We start from the raw sequence: 18043 nt of genomic DNA on the forward strand, positions 1-18043 counted from the left end.
AAAACCGCTCTTCACATGAGCACTGACTGACCGAATGCGCCGGTGGCCCACAGCCCCGCGGCGCCGTTGAGTGGCAGGAGGGACGGGGCGGCAACGCCCCGCATGGATGGACGTTAAGCGATACTTCCGTGCGCCGATCATGTGGATCGTGCTGGCCGTCCTCGCCGTCATCGTGCTGATGCAGGTCGTTTCGGATTCGAACGGCTACAAGACGGTGGACACCGGGCAGGTCGTCGCAGCGATCGACGCGAAGCAGGTCAAGTCGGCGCAGATCACCACGGGTGACTCGAACACGATCAAGATTCAGCTGAAGGACGGCGCGAAGCTGCCTGCCGTGGGCACCGGCAAGCCGCAGTCCGGCAGCAAGTTCCAGGCCTCCTACATCGGGGACCAGGGCGTCGGCATCGCCGACAAGCTGCAGGCCCAGATCAACGACAACGACCAGAGCACGCTGACCGAGGGCTACACCATCAGCCCCGAGAAGCAGAGCACCCTCGTCAGCCTGCTGCTGTCGATGCTGCCGATCGTGATCATCGTGCTGGTCTTCCTCTTCCTGATGAACCAGATGCAGGGCGGCGGCTCGCGCGTCATGCAGTTCGGCAAGTCCAAGGCGAAGCTGCTCACCAAGGACACCCCGAAGACCACCTTCTCCGACGTCGCAGGCGCGGACGAGGCGGTCGAGGAGCTCCACGAGATCAAGGAGTTCCTCCAGGAGCCGGCCAAGTTCCAGGCCGTCGGCGCCAAGATCCCCAAGGGTGTGCTGCTCTACGGCCCGCCCGGGACCGGCAAGACCCTGCTGGCGCGTGCCGTCGCGGGCGAGGCCGGGGTGCCGTTCTACTCGATCTCGGGTTCCGACTTCGTCGAGATGTTCGTCGGTGTCGGCGCCAGCCGCGTCCGCGACCTCTTCGAGCAGGCCAAGGCGAACGCCCCGGCGATCGTCTTCGTCGACGAGATCGACGCCGTCGGCCGGCACCGCGGTGCGGGCCTCGGCGGCGGCCACGACGAGCGCGAGCAGACCCTCAACCAGCTGCTGGTCGAGATGGACGGCTTCGACGTCAAGGGTGGCGTCATCCTGATCGCCGCCACCAACCGCCCGGACATCCTGGACCCGGCGCTGCTGCGTCCGGGCCGCTTCGACCGTCAGATCGCGGTCGAGCGTCCCGACCTCCAGGGCCGTCTGGACATCCTCAAGGTGCACCAGAAGGGCAAGCCGATCGCGCCCGACGTCGACCTCTCGGCCGTCGCCAAGCGCACCCCCGGCTTCACCGGTGCCGATCTGTCGAACGTCCTGAACGAGGCGGCGCTGCTGACCGCCCGCTCGGACAAGAAGCTGATCGACAACAACATCCTGGACGAGGCCATCGACCGCGTCGTGGCGGGTCCGCAGAAGCGCACGCGGATCATGTCCGACCGGGAGAAGAAGATCACCGCGTACCACGAGGGCGGTCACGCCCTGGTCGCGGCGGCCTGCCAGTACAGCGACCCGGTGCACAAGATCACCATCCTGTCCCGCGGCCGGGCCCTCGGCTACACCATGGTGCTGCCGGAGGAGGACAAGTACTCCACCACCCGCAACGAGATGCTCGACCAGCTGGCCTACATGCTGGGCGGGCGTGCGGCGGAGGAGCTGGTCTTCCACGACCCGACCACCGGTGCCTCCAACGACATCGAGAAGGCCACCGCCACCGCGCGGGCCATGGTCACCCAGTACGGCATGACCGAGCGCCTCGGTGCCATCAAGTTCGGCAGCGACAACTCGGAGCCGTTCCTGGGCCGTGAGATGGGCCACCAGCGCGACTACTCGGAAGAGGTCGCCGGGCTGGTCGACGAAGAGGTCAAGAAGCTCATCGAGAGCGCGCACAACGAGGCCTGGGAGATCCTGGTCGAGAACCGCGACGTGCTCGACAACCTGGTCCTGGAGCTCCTCGAGAAGGAGACCCTCAACAAGGAGCAGATCGCCGAGATCTTCGCGCCGATCGTCAAGCGCCCGACCCGTCCGGCCTGGACCGGCTCCGCCCGTCGGACGCCGTCCACCCGCCCGCCGGTCCAGTCGCCCAAGGAGCTGGCGCTCACCAACGGCGCCTCCGCCACCGAGGCCGCTCCGGCCGACGTGGTCAAGCTTCCGCAGCTGCCGGTCGAGCCGCCCGCGGAGGGCTGACAAACCTCCGGCACCCGCCGGAATGGATGCCGCGTCACCGGGGTTTGTACCCTGGAGGCGCGGCATCCGTGCTGTTCAACCCCGTGTTCGCCAACGAGTTAGCGAGGCCCGCATGATCGACCCGGTGACGCTCGACGGTCCGCCCACCGTCGGCACGTTCGACCAGAAGCGGGCCGAGAACGCGATCCGTGAACTCCTGCTCGCGGTCGGTGAGGACCCGGACCGCGAGGGCCTGCTGGAAACCCCCGCCCGGGTGGCGCGGGCCTACAAGGAGATATTCGCGGGCCTCTGGCAGGAGCCCGAGGACGTCCTGACCACCACCTTCGACCTCGGTCACGACGAGATGGTGCTGGTCAAGGACATCGAGCTGACCTCCGTCTGCGAGCACCACCTGGTGCCGTTCCGGGGTGTCGCGCACGTCGGGTACATCCCGTCCCCCAGCGGCAAGATCACCGGCCTGTCCAAGCTGGCCCGGCTGGTCGACGTCTACGCCCGCCGGCCGCAGGTGCAGGAGCGGCTCACCAGCCAGGTCGCCGACGCGCTGATGCGGATCCTGGAGCCGCGCGGCGCGATCGTGGTCGTGGAGTGCGAGCACATGTGCATGTCGATGCGGGGCATCCGCAAGCCCGGCGCCAAGACCATCACCTCCTGCGTGCGCGGACAGCTGCGCGACCCGGCCTCCCGGGCCGAGGCGATGAGCCTCATCATCGGGCGCTGACCGGGTCGCGACAGCCTCGCACGCGCGGCCGGGGGCCGCTCAGAGCGGCTCGGGCCCGGTGTGCGGTGGAGCCGGGGTGCCCAGCGCGTTGCGCCGGGCGGGCATCCGCAGCCGCACCATCCGCCGCCAGCCGTACAGCAGGTCGTAGAGGTAGAGCCCGTGCAGGCCGGCCGTGACCACGGCCAGCTGCCAGCGCGGCCAGGCGAGGATCCGCGCCATCCGGGACGTCACCGCGAGCCCGACGTCCCGGTGGGTGCGGATCTCGCCCCGGGCGCAGGTCTCCAGGACGTGCCGGATGTACGGCCCGTGGCCCTCCGCGGACAGCCGCAGCAGCTCCTCGTGGCAGTAGGCGAGGTGGTTGTCCTCGTCCGCCGAGATCATCCGCATCGCCCGGCCGAGGTCGGGGTTGTCCCCGTACACCTTGACCAGCTGGCGCATCTGCTCGGCCGCCCGCTGCTCGGTCACCCGGCTGTGCGCCAGATAGGTGATGATCTCGCGATCGGTCAGCGGGATGTCGGTGGTGAGCCGCTCGTGGGCGAGACCGACGCCCTGCCGCTCCAGCAGCATGCAGTAGTCGGCCTCGGCGGGGACGTCGACCTTCGGCAGGCCGCGCTTGTGCAGCAGCTGGGTGAAGATCCGGCCGTGCTTGCGCTCGTCGGCGCCGTGCCGGGCGATCTTCGGGGCGAGGACCGGGTCACGGGTGAGTTCGGTGATCCGCTCGTTCTCCCAGCCGCCCTGGTCCTCGCCGCCGGCGGCGATGCTGCAGAACAACTGGTAGGCCTCGTCGTTCCGGTAGATCGCCTCGAAGAGCGATCGGGTGCTGAGCATGGGGCCTCCTGCCCGGATCCGGGACCGCCCCGGCCGTCGGCCGGCCGGGGCGGTCGCGATACGTCCCCCGCGGCGGCCCGCGCTGCGCCCGACCCGCCGGTAATCACCCAGGTGTCCTAGCGGCACGCCCTAGCCGAGGTGGTGGCCCACCCACTCCAGCGTGGCCGGCAGCTCGCGGATCCAGCTTTCGAAGTTGTGGCCGCCGTCGTCCAGGTACATCGACTCCACCTGGAACTGCGGATTGCCGGCGGCCACCTGCTGGGCCAGCTCGACGAACTGGACCGTCTGCGGGTAGTCGGCCTCCTTGCGGGTGGAGACCACCAGCATCGACAGCGGCGGGGCGGGCAGGTTCTGCAGCCGCCAGGTGAGGTCGCTCTGCTCGGTCAGCGTCCGGTCCCCGCCGAACAGGCTGCCGCCGGTGAACTGGTCCTCGACGACCTTGACGTCGCCGTGCAGTCCGGCCGTGACGCCGAACACGTTCGGGAAGCGCATCGCCAGCCGGAACGCGCAGCTGCCCCCGGTCGAGTAGCCGAAGACGGCCCAGGAGGCGGGGGAGCGGCCGATCCGGTAGGCGGAGTGCAGCGCCTCGGGGACGTCCTTGGTGAACCAGGTCTCGGTGCGGGGCCCGCCGGCGACGTCCACGCACTCGGTGTTCCGCGGCGGGTTGAGGGTCGGGCGGGACAGCACCACGATGGTCGGCTGCATCTTGCCGGCCCGCTGGAGCTCCACCGCCTGCTGGACGACCGGCAGCTCCTTCATCAGATTGACCGTGATGCCCGGGTAGCCGGCGATCGCCAGCATCACCGGGAACCGGGTCAGGGCGAGCTTGGGGTCGAAGTACTCCGGCGGCAGGTAGACGAACATCTGGTCGGACAGTCCGGTCTCCTTGCCGGTGATCCGGACCGACTCGACCCTGCCGACCTCCTCGGGCGGCCCCTTGGGCAGGTCCCCGACCGTTTCCAGGCCGCCCTCGTTGGTCGGCTGGACCAGCGCGTCGCCGACCGGCGCACCACCCTTGTGGTTCTCGTTGCTGGTGAGGGCGAGCTTGGTGCCGCCGGAGCCGAGCAGGTCGTCCCAGGAGGTGTAGAACCCGAAAGAGTTGTTGACGCTGAGCGCCAGCACCGACACCAGCACGACCTGAGTCACCGTCAACAGGCCGACCCGGCCGAGCACCGGGAGTGGGCGCTGCCTGGCCAGCCGCGGCCACAGCCACAGGGTGATCACGAGCGCGGCCGAACCCAGGGCAAGCAGCGAGTTCATCAGCGCGTCGCTGGTCAGTTCCATGCTGTCGGCCTTCCGGTGGGACACTGACAGTGCAGGTTTCATCGTCTGGCGGTGCGTCAGCCCGGGCCACCGCGGCTAGGCTGTCCGGACGCCGGGGCGGGACCGGGATCCCGGTGGCGCTCGCGCGCAACCGACGCCCTAAAATGCGGCGTCCACCGTACGTAGCACGTACGCGGGGGCTCGTCGCGCCACGCGGTGAGGGGCCCCCGGCACCCACCCCTCGGCTCAATTCGCAGCGCCCCCGGGGCGCCGGTTTACCCTTCGTTGCCGGTTCCTTGGTGTGCGTCTTGCCAGATGAAGGAAAACGCATGAAGGTCCATCACGGCTCCCACCCGGGAGTGACCGGACACCCCGCGACAGCCTCTACGCTGAACCCCCATGAGCGTTCCCGTGTCCGTTGAGCCGAGCCCCGAGCAGCCGCAGCGCCGTCGCGGCCTGCAGACGCTTCGTACCCAAGCGGCCGCTGTTCCGAGGGCCTGGCTCCCGGGTGCGGTCGGCTACGCCTGTCTGCTGATCGGACTGGTCGACATCGCCAGTGCGGTGTTCCCCAAGCTCCGGCACACCAAGGTGCACACCTTCGCCGGGCAGCTGCCGGGCGGCACCACGACGCTGGCCGCGGCCGGCACCCTGATGATCGGCCTGCTCCTGGTGCTGCTCGCGCACGCGCTGCGCCGGCGCAAGCGGCGCGCCTGGCGGGTGGTGTGCGTGCTGCTGCCGGTGGGCGCGGCGCTGCACCTGCTGCGCTGGCACCAGCTCGGCCCGGCGGTCATCTCGCTGGTGCTGTTCGTGGTCATGCTGGTCCACCGGCGCGAGTTCTACGCCAAGGCCGACCCCCGCACCCGCTGGCGCGCGGTGGTCAACCTGGTCGTCCTGGGCGCCGTGAGCGTGCTGATCGGCCTGCTGATCGTCAGTACCCGGACCAAGTACGAGCTGGGGCACCCGGGCCTGGACCAGCGGCTGGAGCACGTCCTCTACGGGCTGTTCGGCTTCGAGGGGCCGGTGCACTACAACTCGGACCGGATGGAGGACCTGGTCGGGTACCTGCTCGGCGCGATGGGTCTGATCACCGCCTTCACCACCACCTACCTCGCCCTGCGGCCGGAGAAGCCGAAGCCGGAGCTGACCGCCGAGGACGAGGAGCGGGTCCGGGCCCTGCTGGAGCGGCACGGCGAGCGGGACTCGCTCGGCTACTTCGCGCTGCGCCGGGACAAGAGCGTGCTGTTCTCGCCCACCGGCAAGGCGGCGATCTCCTACCGGGTGGTGTCCGGCGTGATGCTGGCCTCCGGCGACCCGGTCGGTGATGTCGAGGCCTGGCCGGGCGCGATCAAGGTGTTCATGGCCGAGGCCCGCGAGCACGCCTGGGTGCCGGCCGTGATGGGCTGCAGCGAGGTCGGCGGCGAGGTCTGGACCCGGGAGGCGGGGCTGGACGCGCTGGAGCTGGGTGACGAGGCGATCGTCGACACGGCCTCCTTCTCGCTCGCCGGGCGGGCCATGCGCAACGTCCGTCAGATGGTCAAGCGGATCGAGCGCAACGGCTACTCCTGCCAGGTCCGCCGGGTCTCCGAGCTCGGCTGGGAGGAGCGGCAGCGGATCGCCGACGCGGCGGCCCGCTGGCGCGGCACCGACACCGAGCGCGGCTTCTCGATGGCGCTCGGCCGGTTCGGCGAGCCGGGCGACGACGCCTGCGTGGTGGTCACCGCCCACAAGGCGCCGGAGGAGGGCGAGAGCGGCGACGACCTCAAGGCGGTGCTGCACTTCGTGCCCTGGGGCGAGGACGGCATCTCGCTGGAGCTGATGCGCCGTGACCGGGCGGCCGACCCGGGCCTGAACGAGCTGCTGATCGTCGCCGCGCTCCAGGCCGTCCCGGCGATGGGGGTGCGCCGGGTGTCGCTGAACTTCGCGATGTTCCGTTCGGCGCTCGCGCGCGGCGAGCGGATCGGCGCGGGACCGGTGCTGCGCGCCTGGCGCGGGCTGCTGGTCTTCCTGTCGCGCTGGTTCCAGATCGAGTCGCTGTACAAGTTCAACGCGAAGTTCCAGCCGGAGTGGGAGCCGCGCTTCCTGGTCTTCCCGAACACCAGGGACCTGCCCAGGATCGGCTTCGCGGCGATGCAGGCGGAGGCCTTCATCACCCTCGGCATGCCGCGCTTCGGCCGCAAGCCGCGGCGCCAGGGGCTGCTGCCGGCCGGGGCCAGGCCGGAGGTCACCGAGGCCGCCTGAGCCGGGCGCACGGCCGCCCGGCCCCCGTCGAGGACGCTCCTCGGCGGGGGCCGGCCCGCTGTCCGGGACAGGGGCGGCCCGGGCCCGGGACGGGTGCGGTCCGGGCCGGGGGCGGGCGCCGGGTGGCCCGGTCCGGGCCACCGGATAATGGGGGCATGAGCAATTCGGTGCCCTACTCGCTGCCCTCCGGACTGCCGCGGCTGGACCGCTGCGCGGTCATGGGCGTGGTCAATGTGACCCCCGACTCCTTCTCGGACGGCGGCCTGTGGCACGACCCCGCCAAGGCGATCGCCCACGGCCTCGCGCTGCGCGCCAGGGGCGCCGACCTGGTCGACGTCGGCGGCGAGTCCACCCGGCCGGGGTCGCAGCGGGTGCCGGAGGAGGAGGAGCTGCGCCGGGTCGTCCCGGTGGTGCGGGAGCTGGCCGCCGCCGGGGTCGCGGTCTCCGTCGACACCATGCGGGCCTCGGTGGCCGAGCGGGCGGTGGAGGCCGGCGCGCTGCTCGTCAACGACGTCTCCGGAGGGCTGGCCGACCCCGCGATGGCCCGGGTGGTGGCCGCGACCGGTGTGCCCTTCGTGGTGATGCACTGGCGCGGGCAGTCCGCCGACATGGACCGGCTGGCCGTCTACGACGACGTGGTCGCCGACGTGGTCGGCGAGCTCACCGCCCGGGTGGACGCGCTGGTCGCCGACGGGGTCGACGAGCGGCAGCTGATCCTCGACCCGGGGCTCGGCTTCGCGAAGACCGCCGAGCACAACTGGGCGCTGCTCGGCCGGCTCGACGCCCTCACCGCGCTCCGTCGTCCCGTCCTGGTGGCCGCATCGCGCAAGCGGTTCCTGGGTACGCTGCTGGCCGACCCGGAAACCGGGGAACTGCGCCCGGCCCGGGAGCGCGACGACGCCACCGCCGCGGTGTCGGTGCTGTCGGCGGAGGCCGGGGCCTGGGCGGTGCGGGTGCACGACGTGTCCGGGACGGCGGATGCCGTCCGCGTGGTCGCGGCCTGGCAGCGCGCGGCCCGGCAGGGGTGAGCGTTCGGCGAAGACGGGAGGGTCATGGCAGGTGACGGCAGGTTGAGCGGGGAGACAGCGGGCCGACGGTCCACCGAGGCGGACCGCGAGGCGGCCCTGGAGGCCAACCGCGCGCTCTACGAGGCACTGGAGAACGGCGACCAGGAGGCGGTCGAGGACGCCTGGCTGGGCGCGGGCGAGGCGGACGACAAGGGGGGCGTGGTCTGCGTCCACCCGGGGTGGCCGGTGCTGCGCGGGCGGGCCCAGGTGACCCGCTCCTACATGCTGATCATGGCGAACACCGAGTACATCCAGTTCATCCTCACCGACGAGGAGGCGGAGGTGCAGGGCGATGTGGCCCTTGTCACGTGCACCGAGAACATCCTTTCCGGCGGCGAGGCGGAGGAGGAGGGCGAGCTCGGTCCGCTGGTCGGCGGAAAGGTCGTGTCGACCAATCTCTTCCGGCGCACTCCGGCCGGGTGGAAACTGTGGTCGCACCACGGTTCACCCGTTCTGACCAGCGCCGACGAGGACGACGAGGACTGATTCCGGGATCCGGCCGGAAATCCGGGGAAAACGGCCCCGGCCGGTGGCCGGGGAATTCCCGGCAGGTCACCGAACGTTCACGTCAATCGCCAATGCGGCGTGCGTGGCGACGGTTCGTGCCGGGTAGGACGGTCGGGTGTTGTCGGCGCGCGCGGGTAGATTCAAAAAGGTCAGCGGCGGGCGCGACGCCCGTCTCCGCCCTGCCCGCCGTTCTCGTCCGGGTGGGGCCCGTCCGACTTGGAGCAGTGATTCGTTTGCTGGACCGCGTCACTCTGCGGGGCCTGCGTGCCCGCGGCCACCACGGTGTTTTCGAGCGTGAGCGGGCCGAGGGCCAGACCTTCGTGGTCGACCTGGTGCTGTTCCTGGACACCCGTCCCGCCGCCGCCGGCGACGACCTGACCCGCACGGCGCACTACGGCATCGTGGCCGAGGAGGTCACCGCGATCATCGCCGGCGAGCCGGTCGAGCTGATCGAGACCCTGGCCCAGCGGATCGCGGACCAGTGCCTGAAGCACGAGCCGGTGCAGGAGGTCGAGGTGACCGTGCACAAGCCGGACGCGCCGATCACCGTGCCGTTCGACGACGTGACCGTGACCATCCACCGGGCCCGCGGGTGATTCGTACCTCGTGTCCGGTGCCCGCCGCAGCGCGGCCCGTCTCAGCCCTAGGGGAAGTGCGATGACCACCAGTGACCCGACCGCCGCGCCGAGCACCTTCGACCTGGAGCAGCGGGTCGACTCGGCCGACACCACCCTGCACAGCCAGCGCTGCGCCGTGATCGCCCTCGGCTCCAACCTCGGCAACCGCCTGGACACCCTCCAGGGGGCCGTGGACGCCCTCGCGGACACGCCCGGGCTCAGGATCAAGGCCGTCTCCGCCGTGTACGAGACGGACGCCGTGGGCGGCCCCTCCGAGCAGCCCGCGTACTACAACGCGGTGGTCGTGCTCCGCACCACGCTGCCGCCCCGCGACCTGCTGGAGCGCGGCAACGCGATCGAGGACGCCTTCGGCCGGGTCCGCACCGTCCACTGGGGCCCGCGCACCCTGGACGTCGACATCCTGGCCTACGAGGGCGTCGTCAGCGAGGACCCGGAGCTGCTGCTGCCGCACCCGCGCTCGCACGAGCGCGCCTTCGTGCTCGCCCCGTGGCTGGACGCCCAGCCGGAGGCCGAGGTGCCCGGGCACGGGCCGGTCGGCGAGCTGCTGGCGGCCCTCGGCGGCCCGGACGCCCAGGGTGTCCGGCGCCGCGAGGACATCCGGCTGACCCTGCCGGAGTAGACCCGCGCCGCGGGCGCGGCTCCCGGGCCGGGCGGGCCGGGGAACTCGCGCGGGGCCGCCGGGCGTACCCATGGTGTCGGCACCGGTCCGGGGACCCCTCCGGGCCGGGCCCGGTACGGTGGCCTGACGCCGCCGCACCGGAGCTCCGGGGCGGGCGGTTCCGTCGTCGCCCGCCATGTGTCGCCCGTCGCCCGCCGCCCGGGAAAGGACCCCGTCCGAGTGAAGCTGCTTCGCCTCCGTCTGCTGGTCGGCATCACCGTCGTCACGACGGCGCTGTCCTGGGCCGGTGCCAAGCTCTGGGCCTCCCTGGACACGCTGCCCGCGGTGCCGGGTGCGGCGCCGGTGGTGCTGGCCGCGGTGGCGGTGATCCTGCTGGCGACCGCGCTCTCGTTGCGCTCGCGGCTGAAGGCGGCGCGCGAGCGGCAGCCCGGCGCGAAGCGGGTGGACCCGCTGGGCGCGGCCCGCGCGGTGGTGCTCGGCCAGGCCAGCGCGCTGGTGTCGGCGGTGGTCACCGGGATCTACGCGGGCGCCGGGATCCAGCTGCTGGGCGAACTGGACGTGCCGGCCCGCAAGGACCAGGCGATCACCGCCGGGCTCGCGGTGCTGGCGGGCGTGGCCGTGATCGCGGCGGCGCTCTGGCTGCAGCACATCTGCCGGCTGCCGGAGAACCACGACGACCCGGGTGCGCACGGGCCTGCGGCCACCCCCCGCTGACCGGCCCCGTTCCGGTGACCTGGGGTGATTTCCCGGAGGCGTCCGGTCGATCCGGCACGGTGTCAAGGGCCGAAGCCGACCCTGGGCTGACACGGCCCCAATTCGCACGCTAGTTTCTTGGCATGTCTCGCGGACGCCATCGTCATTCCTCCGTCCTCGGCCGGGTCTTCCCCCCCACCGCCGCCGGCGTGCTCCTCGTCGCCGCGCTGGGAGCGCTGCTGTTCAGTCAGGACACCGTGCTGGTGCGCTCGGTGGGCGCCGCCGCGGTGCTCGCGACGCTCGGCTTCGCCGTGCTGCTGCGGCAGCGCGACCGGGCCGCCCGGGCGGCTGCCGAGCTCTCCGCGGCGCAGCGGCTGCGGGCCGAGGAGCGGTTCGAGGAGCAGCTCGCCGAGGCGGAGTACGCGGCCGAGGTGGCCGAGGAGCGGGCGACCAGGTTCGGGCGCCGGCTGACCGCCGAGAAGTCCCGGCTGGCGAAGGCCGAGACGGAGATCGCCCGGCTGCTCAAGGAGCGGGCCGTGATGGTCGCCGAGCAGGCGCTCAAGGAGGCCGAGGCGACCCAGCGGGCCCTCGCCGCGAGCCGCCCCAAGTACCCGGCCAGTCCGGCCGCCTTCGTCCGTGCCGGGGCTGTGCTGCGGCAGCTGGGGCGGCGGGCGGCGCAGCAGGAGGCGCAGCGGGAGCGGGAGGCCCGGCGGGAGGCGGAGCGCGCCGCCGAGCGGGAGCGTGCGGCGGGTGCGGAGGTCGCGCTGCGGGCCCGTACGGCGCCCGCGACGACGTCCGCGACGACGTCCGCGACGACGTCCGCGCCGGTGCCCGAGCGGGCGCCTGGGCGAGTGGCGCCGGTGGTGCCGGCTCCGGTCGCTCCCGGGGTGCCCGCGCCCGCGACGGCGCCGTCCGCGCCGTCCGCGTCCGGTGGGGCCACGCCCGTTCCCGCCGCGCCGGCCCGGCCGGTGCTGACGGCGACCGTGGGACAGCTCGGCGGGGCGCCCGTGGCGCAGCCGGTGCGCCCGGCCGAGCGGCAGCGGCCGCGCCCGGCGGTGCCCGCGACCGCGCGGCCCCAGGGGTTCAGCTTCTTCGGCCGGGGTGCCGGTACCGGTACCGGTGCCGGGGTCCGGCCGGCCGCGCCGACGCCGGTGGTGGGCAGTGTCGCGGAGCTCGGCGAGCGGGCCGACCTCGCGGACGTGGTGGGGGACGAGGTGGTCGCCGCCCAGGCGCAGGCCCAGGCCCGGACGCAGATACCGGCCCAGGTGCCGGACGCGGTGCAGGAGCCGGCGGCCTCCGTGGCCCCGGAGGCCGCCGAGGAGCGGACCCAGGTGCTGCCCCAGGTCGGCCGGCCGGCCGCCCCCGAGGTGGTCGACCTGACCCCGCACGACGAGACCGAGCAGATCGAGGTGCCGGAGCTCCGCGCCTCCCGCTGAGGCGGCGCGAGCGGTCGGTGCCGAGCGGCGCCGGTGGACGGAGGACCGTCCGCCGGCGCCGCTCCGTCGTTCCGGGCCCGGTGCCCCGGCCCGGCCGGTGGGCGGGGACGCCGGGAACGACGCGGCGCCCGCCCCGCCGGGTGGCGGGACGGGCGCCGGAGGCACCGCGGGGGCGGAGCGTCAGAGCTGGACGCCGAAGTCCTGGGCGATGCCGGCCAGGCCGGAGGCGTAGCCCTGGCCGACCGCGCGGAACTTCCACTCGGCGNGCGCCGTTGCGGTAGAGCTCGCCGAAGATCATGGCGGTCTCGGTCGCGGCGTCCTCGGAGAGGTCGTAGCGGGCGATCTCGGCGCCACCGGCCGCGTTCACCACGCGGATGTAGGCGTTGCGGACCTGGCCGAAGTTCTGCGACCGGGTGACGGCGTCGTAGATCGAGACCGGGAAGGTGATCCGGGCGGCCTCGGCCGGCAGCGTGGCGAGGTTGACGTTGATCGCCTCGTCGTCGCCGGCGCCCTCGCCGGTGCGGTTGTCACCGGTGTGGACGACGGTGTTGTCCGGGGTGCTGGTGTTGTTGAAGAAGACGAAGTGGCTGTTGGACAGCACCTTTCCGTCCGCGTTCAGCACGATGGCGCTGGCGTCCAGGTCGAACTCGGCACCGGTCGTGGTGCGGACGTCCCAGCCGAGGCCGACGGTGACCGCGGTCAGGCCGGGGGCCTCCTTGGTCAGCGAGACGTTGCCACCCTTGGAGAGGCTCACTGGCATGGTGTGTGCTGTCCCTTCGATTGCTGTTGCCGGGGATAACGCGGGAACCGCGAGGGTTGGTTCCGCGCGGCCGGTTTCTTTTCCGCCGCCGGCACGGTTTCGGGTATTCCCCGTCAGACGCGCCGGAACCTGCCCTGGAGTTCCCAGACAACCGGATTGTCGGCGAGATCCGGGTGCATGTCGAAGAGGTCGGCGAGAGTGTCCTGGAGGAAATCCCTGGCCTCGCGGCGCAGATCGCCGTGGCGCACCACGACCGGCGGCTCGTCCGGCAGCCAGGTGGCCGTCACCTCTACCCAGTTGAAGCGGCGGGCGAACCGCAGCAGATGGGTGTTCTGGGTGAAGTCGAGGTCGGCGGTCTGCACCCGGGCGGCGCGGCCGCCGTCCGGGTCGCGGTCGAGTTCCTCGACGATGTCGCACAGGGCCCAGGCGAAGTCCAGCACCGGGACCCATCCCCAGGCTGTGGACAGGTCCGATTCCTCGTCCTCGACGTGGACGTCGCCGCAGAACAGGTCGTACCGCAGCTCGCGCACGCCCGCCGACCGGTAGTCGGTCTGCGGGGGGTCGGGGAAGCGGTTGGAGAGGGAGTAGCCGAGCTCGATCACAGGGACATTGTCGGGGTTGGCACGGGACGGCCGGATAACCGGGTGACCCGGCGTGGTCCGGCGCGGGATGATGGGCCCATGCCTGAGCCCATCCGCGTACGGGGGTCGGTGGTCGTCCCCGACGCCGAGCTCGTCTGGCGCTTCTCGCGTTCCTCCGGCCCCGGTGGCCAGCACGTCAACACCTCCGACACCCAGGTCGAGCTCCGCTACGACCTGGCCGCCTCCGCGGCGCTGCCCGAGGTGTGGAAGGAGCGCGCCCTGGAGCGGCTGGCCGGCCGGCTGGTGGACGGCCGGGTGCTGGTGGTCCGGGCCTCCGAGCACCGTTCGCAGTGGCGCAACCGTGAGGTCGCCGCGGCCCGGCTGGCCTCGCTGCTCGGCGAGGCGACTGCCCCGCCGCCGAAGGCGCGCCGGGCGACCAGGCCCAGCCGGGGCATGGTCGAGCGGCGGCTCACCAACAAGCGGCACCGCTCCGAGCTGAAGCAGGGGCGGCGCTCCCCGCGCGGCGGCGAGTAGCGGCGGCACCCGGCGGTGCCCGGCGTGCCCGGCGGCGCCGGGGTCAGCCCAGGGAGCGGTAGCCGCCGCGGAAGTACAGCAGCGGGCGGCCGCCGGGGTCGGGAACCCGGGCCTCCAGGACCCGGCCGAGCAGCAGGGTGTGGTCGCCGGCGGGCATCCGCTGCTCGGTGCGGCACTCCACGGTGGCGAGCGCGCCACTGATCAGCGGGGCCCCGCTGTACGGGCCGCGGTGGTGCGGGGCGTCGGCGAACAGCAGCCGGTCGCTGAGCCGGCCCTTCATGGCGAACCGCGAGCCGAGTGCCTTCTGCTCCTCGGACAGCAGCGAGACCGCCCAGGTCCCGGCCCGGGAGAGCACCTCGTCCATCCGGGAGTCCTCGCGGACGGAGATCAGGACCAGCGGCGGCTCCAGCGACACGGACAGGAAGGACGTCGCGGTCATGCCGACGTCCTCGCCGTCGTCCGGGTCGTGGACGGTCACCAGGCTGACACCGGAGGCGAGCTGGGAGAGCGCCGCCCGGAACTCGTCGGGGGACGCTTGGGAGGCAGCTTCGGGCTGCGGGGACGGGTACACGTAGGCACGCTAGCCCGCGACCGGGGGAAACGACATCGGGCCCTGGTCGTAGGACCAGCGACGCAGCGCGGCTCGGTCCGCCCGGGCAGCGGGAAGGTTACGGTTCGCGCCCGGCCTCACTCCCAGGAGTGAAGGGGAGGGCCTGCCCGGCGGTCAGTCGGCTACAGCGCCGGGCCATTTCGACCGACCACCGGAAATGTGCCGATGGGGCTTTTTGTCCCGTTATGGGGCAGATGAACCGATTAAGGGTGCATTAGTGTCGTGTGATTTAAGTCACAAGTGCTGACCTATTGCTGACCGAGCGTGCCGAACGCTGTGCTCCCTGTGATTCAGTTCTTCTGGCAATCGGACGATAACCAATCAAGACCTATCCGAAGCAGCCGGGGAGCCCCCGCATGGAAGCCGAGTCGGAGCCTTATGTCCGTCTCGCGACCCTCCGCACCTTGCACCGGGTCGTGGCGGACCTCAACGCTGCCCGCAGCCTGGCAGGAACGCTGCAGGCCGTGGTCGAGGGCGCCGTGCACGGGCTCGGATTCGACGCCGCCGCGGTCAGCCTGGTCCGGCCCGACGGCGACCTGGTGGTGGCGGCCGTCTGGGAGCTGGAGGAGAGCGCCATGGGCGGCCCCTCCGTACTGCTCGGCCAGGTCGGCTCCCGCGAGTCCTGGGACCGGCTGCTCGGCGTCAGCGACCACTGGGGCACCCTGCGCTTCCTCCCCTACGACCGCGGCTGGGCCGTGGCCAGCGACATCCCGCGCTGGATCGGGGACGGTGCGATGCCGGTCTACGCCAACGACTGGCACCCGGCCGACGGTCTGCTCGCCCCGATGTACAGCGCCGGCGGCGACCTGCTCGGCGTCCTCTCGGTGGACCGGCCGCGCAGCGGCAAACGGCCCGGGGCCTGGACCCGCGAGGCGCTGGAGATGTTCTCGCTGCAGGCCTCCATCGCGATCGGCAACGCCCGGCTGCGCGCCGAGATGCAACGCGCGCTGGCCCGCCTGGAGAAGGAGCAGCAGGCGCTGCGGGCCAGCGAGGAGAGCTTCCGCCAGGCCTTCGAGTACGCCCCCAGCGGGATGGCCATCACCGAACTCCACGGCGCCGGGCGGGGCCAGCTGACCAGGGTCAACGACGCGCTCTGTCGTCTGCTCGGACGCCCCCGGGCGGTGCTGCGCCAGCAGAGCTTCGCCGATCTCGTGCACCCCGACGACCGGACGCTGCTGGAGCGCACCAGTGCCGAGAGCGGCCGGGCGGAACTGCGACTCTCCCGCCGGGACGGCGGATACCAGTGGGTCTGTCTGCGGAACTCGATCGTGGCCGACGCCGCCGAGGGCCCGAGCTTCCTGCTCACCCACGTCGAGGACATCGAGGACCGCAAGCGGCACGAGCTCCAGCTCGCCCACCGGGCCAGCCACGACGCGCTCACCGGACTGCCGAACGGGGCCGAGCTCAAGGCCAGGCTCGGGCGCCGGCTCTGCGCCCTGCCGCAGGCGGTCGCCGCCGGGCACCAGGCCGTCCCGCCCGGGGACTCCGGCCACGGCGGCGCCGGGTACGCGGCCGCGCTCCGCCCCGAGGACGGCTTCGGCGGGTACCCGGAGCACCTGTTCGGGGACCCCCACCGCACGCCCGTCGGGTACGAGGGCATGGACCCGGCGCACGGCTACGGCCTCCCGGAGGGTTACCCGGCGGTCGCGTCCGCCGACGCGCGGGACGGGGCGAACGGTTACGGCGACCATGTGCACGCCGTGGTGCCGCCCGACCACGGCCCCGGCGGGGAGATCCGGACCGGCCCCTTCCGTTCGAGCCCCCCGCCCGCCGTGGAGAAGGGGCTCGCGGTGCTCTTCTGCGACCTCGACGGCTTCAAGTCGATCAACGACCGGTTCGGGCACAACGCCGGGGACGCCGTCCTGGTCGAGGTGGCCCGCCGGCTCAGCGGGGCCGTCCGGGACGGCGACACGGTGGCCCGGTTCGGCGGCGACGAGTTCGTGGTGCTGGCCGACGGCATCGGTCGCGACGAGGCGAAGGACCTCGCCCACCGGCTGCGCAACGCGATCATCCCGCCGATGCGGATCGACGGCCGGGCGATGCGGGTCGGGGTGAGCCTCGGCATCGGCTGGGCCGGCTGCGGGATGAGCATCGAAGAGGTCCTGCACATCGCCGACGAGCGGATGTACGACGAGAAGCGGGCCCGGGGCGGCGCGGTGCGCGGCGCCCGCGGCGAGCGCTCGCACCGGCGGGCCGGCTGAACCGGGGTCCTGGGCGGGCGCAAGCTACCCGTGGGTTGTCAAGGGGTCTTTTCGGGGCGTAGCCGACGACAGGTAGTGTTCCGGGGGTACGAGCGACCACGATCAGCGCCGGACGGCACGGCAGTGCGGCGGCGCGACCGCGATGGGGGAGTTGACCACCGTGACCACTGCCGGCAGCAGCGGGGCGCCCCAGGGGCCGGAGGGCGGCGTCCCTCAGGACGACGATCCGTTCGGCTACCTCTACCGTCCGGCCGACGGCGCCTCCGGGCAGCCGGCCGAGCCGCAGCAGGGCGTGCCCCGCACCCCCTACAGTCGCCCGATGGAGGTCGGCCGCGCCCAGTACGGTCAGCCGCCCCGGCCGCAGCAGCCCCACCAGCCGCAGCCCGGCTACCAGCAGCCCGGCTACCCGCAGGCCCAGCAGCCGCAGCAGCCGTACCCGGCGCAGGGCGACTTCGGTGCCGCCCCCACCCAGCAGACCCGCTACGCCGAGCACTCCCGCCCGCAGCCGGGCGAGGAGCGGCCGAGCGGCGGCGGCCGGGGCAAGGGCGCCGTCATCGGCGCGGTGGCCGTGGTCGCGGCGATCGCGATCGGTGCCGCGGTGGCCCTCACCGGCGGGGACCCGGACAGCGACAAGGAGAAGGCTGCCAAGGCCAGTGCCTCGGCCGGTGTCTCGGCGGGCCCCGGTACCGGCACCGGCAGCGCGAACCCGACCGGCTCCGCGTCGGCCACCCCGTCGGCGACCGCCTCCGGCACCGGTGGCCTGGGCACGGTGGACGCGAGCCAGCTGCAGGCGCAGAGCGCTCCGGTCGGCAACACCGTCAAGGGCACCAAGTCCTCGGACGGCAGCTACCTGACGCTCAACCCCGGCGGGACGATCACCTGGGCCGGCGAGCTGGCGACGGCCGGGACCTACAAGTTCACCGTGCACTACAGCAACGCCGCCGCCGACGTGCGGGCGACGACGGCGGTCAACGGCAAGGACTGGCCGGGCGGACTGTTCTTCAAGAACTACTCCCCGGGCAAGGACCCCGCCTCGTCCTGGTTCAACACCTACATAACCCCGCCGATGCAGGCGGGCCCGAACACCATCGTGATCTCGCTGCCGCCGGGCAGCGGCACGATCCTGCTCGACCAGGTGGTGCTGGAGGCCGCGTAGGCCCCACGCACGACGGCCGCCCGCTCCCCCGAGGGG

16 protein-coding genes and 1 pseudogene are annotated in these 18043 nt (G+C 72.7%); 12 read left to right on the forward strand and 5 right to left on the reverse strand.

What is annotated here, in order from left to right; translation table 11 throughout:
• Positions 1-106: 106 nt before the first annotated feature.
• Together ftsH and folE are read left to right on the forward strand one after the other, a co-directional pair.
• The gene (ftsH, locus tag VR45_RS08250) at positions 107-2158 is read left to right on the forward strand and encodes an ATP-dependent zinc metalloprotease FtsH (RefSeq protein ID WP_045939006.1); all 2052 of its coding nucleotides are present in this window, start codon (positions 107-109) and stop codon (positions 2156-2158) included.
• Between the two features lie 112 nt (positions 2159-2270).
• On the forward strand, positions 2271-2876 hold the full coding sequence (folE, locus tag VR45_RS08255) for a GTP cyclohydrolase I FolE (RefSeq protein ID WP_045939007.1): 606 nt from the start codon (positions 2271-2273) through the stop codon (positions 2874-2876).
• Positions 2877-2915: 39 nt separating this feature from the next.
• Here the strand turns inward: folE and VR45_RS08260 are convergent, their stop codons facing one another.
• On the reverse strand, positions 2916-3704 hold the full coding sequence (locus tag VR45_RS08260; RefSeq protein ID WP_045939008.1) for a ferritin-like domain-containing protein: 789 nt from the start codon (positions 3702-3704) through the stop codon (positions 2916-2918).
• A gap of 129 nt (positions 3705-3833) precedes the next feature.
• On the reverse strand, positions 3834-4988 hold the full coding sequence (locus tag VR45_RS08265) for an alpha/beta hydrolase-fold protein (RefSeq protein WP_045939023.1): 1155 nt from the start codon (positions 4986-4988) through the stop codon (positions 3834-3836).
• A gap of 378 nt (positions 4989-5366) precedes the next feature.
• Between VR45_RS08265 and VR45_RS08270 the strand changes: the two genes are divergently transcribed.
• The 7 genes from VR45_RS08270 (at position 5367) to VR45_RS08300 (ending at position 12165) form a co-directional block, all read left to right on the forward strand.
• Positions 5367-7205, forward strand: a complete 1839-nt coding sequence (locus VR45_RS08270) for a phosphatidylglycerol lysyltransferase domain-containing protein (protein WP_078896322.1) — start codon at positions 5367-5369, stop codon at positions 7203-7205.
• A gap of 155 nt (positions 7206-7360) precedes the next feature.
• Positions 7361-8233 carry a dihydropteroate synthase gene (gene folP, locus VR45_RS08275; RefSeq protein ID WP_045939009.1) on the forward strand — a complete coding sequence of 291 codons (873 nt, stop codon included), beginning with the start codon at positions 7361-7363 and terminating at the stop codon, positions 8231-8233.
• A 42-nt stretch (positions 8234-8275) separates the two neighbouring features.
• The gene (locus VR45_RS08280) at positions 8276-8758 is read left to right on the forward strand and encodes a nuclear transport factor 2 family protein (protein WP_045939010.1); all 483 of its coding nucleotides are present in this window, start codon (positions 8276-8278) and stop codon (positions 8756-8758) included.
• A gap of 257 nt (positions 8759-9015) precedes the next feature.
• Complete coding sequence (gene folB, locus VR45_RS08285) at positions 9016-9375, forward strand: dihydroneopterin aldolase (protein WP_045939025.1); 360 nt, start codon at positions 9016-9018, stop codon at positions 9373-9375.
• A 61-nt stretch (positions 9376-9436) separates the two neighbouring features.
• Positions 9437-10036 (forward strand): 2-amino-4-hydroxy-6-hydroxymethyldihydropteridine diphosphokinase, encoded by a 600-nt coding sequence (gene folK / locus VR45_RS08290; protein WP_045939011.1) that lies wholly within the window; start codon positions 9437-9439, stop codon positions 10034-10036.
• A 219-nt stretch (positions 10037-10255) separates the two neighbouring features.
• Entirely contained in the window at positions 10256-10750 is a 495-nt protein-coding gene (locus VR45_RS08295; protein ID WP_045939012.1) for a DUF3180 domain-containing protein, read from the forward strand.
• A 122-nt stretch (positions 10751-10872) separates the two neighbouring features.
• On the forward strand, positions 10873-12165 hold the full coding sequence (locus VR45_RS08300) for a hypothetical protein (RefSeq protein WP_159394148.1): 1293 nt from the start codon (positions 10873-10875) through the stop codon (positions 12163-12165).
• A gap of 180 nt (positions 12166-12345) precedes the next feature.
• Here the strand turns inward: VR45_RS08300 and VR45_RS43760 are convergent.
• Both VR45_RS43760 and VR45_RS08305 read right to left on the reverse strand, forming a co-directional pair.
• Positions 12346-12925 (reverse strand): annotated as a pseudogene (locus VR45_RS43760) (TerD family protein).
• Positions 12926-13038: 113 nt separating this feature from the next.
• On the reverse strand, positions 13039-13527 hold the full coding sequence (locus VR45_RS08305; protein WP_045939014.1) for a hypothetical protein: 489 nt from the start codon (positions 13525-13527) through the stop codon (positions 13039-13041).
• A 78-nt stretch (positions 13528-13605) separates the two neighbouring features.
• Between VR45_RS08305 and arfB the strand changes: the two genes are divergently transcribed.
• Positions 13606-14040 carry an alternative ribosome rescue aminoacyl-tRNA hydrolase ArfB gene (gene arfB / locus VR45_RS08310; RefSeq protein ID WP_045939015.1) on the forward strand — a complete coding sequence of 145 codons (435 nt, stop codon included), beginning with the start codon at positions 13606-13608 and terminating at the stop codon, positions 14038-14040.
• A 43-nt stretch (positions 14041-14083) separates the two neighbouring features.
• On the opposite strand, the gene VR45_RS08315 is transcribed toward arfB, so the two are convergent.
• The gene (locus VR45_RS08315) at positions 14084-14611 is read right to left on the reverse strand and encodes a flavin reductase family protein (protein WP_045939016.1); all 528 of its coding nucleotides are present in this window, start codon (positions 14609-14611) and stop codon (positions 14084-14086) included.
• Between the two features lie 395 nt (positions 14612-15006).
• Here VR45_RS08315 and VR45_RS08320 point away from each other — a divergent pair, with 395 nt between their 5' ends.
• Entirely contained in the window at positions 15007-16851 is a 1845-nt protein-coding gene (locus tag VR45_RS08320) for a diguanylate cyclase (RefSeq protein ID WP_045939017.1), read from the forward strand.
• Between the two features lie 160 nt (positions 16852-17011).
• A complete protein-coding gene (locus tag VR45_RS08325; RefSeq protein ID WP_159394149.1) occupies positions 17012-18007 on the forward strand; it encodes a hypothetical protein in 996 nt (331 codons plus the stop codon).
• Positions 18008-18043: the final 36 nt, after the last annotated feature.

This window comes from Streptomyces sp. NRRL S-495 (assembly GCF_000966955.1).
Classification (GTDB): domain Bacteria; phylum Actinomycetota; class Actinomycetes; order Streptomycetales; family Streptomycetaceae; genus Kitasatospora; species Kitasatospora purpeofusca.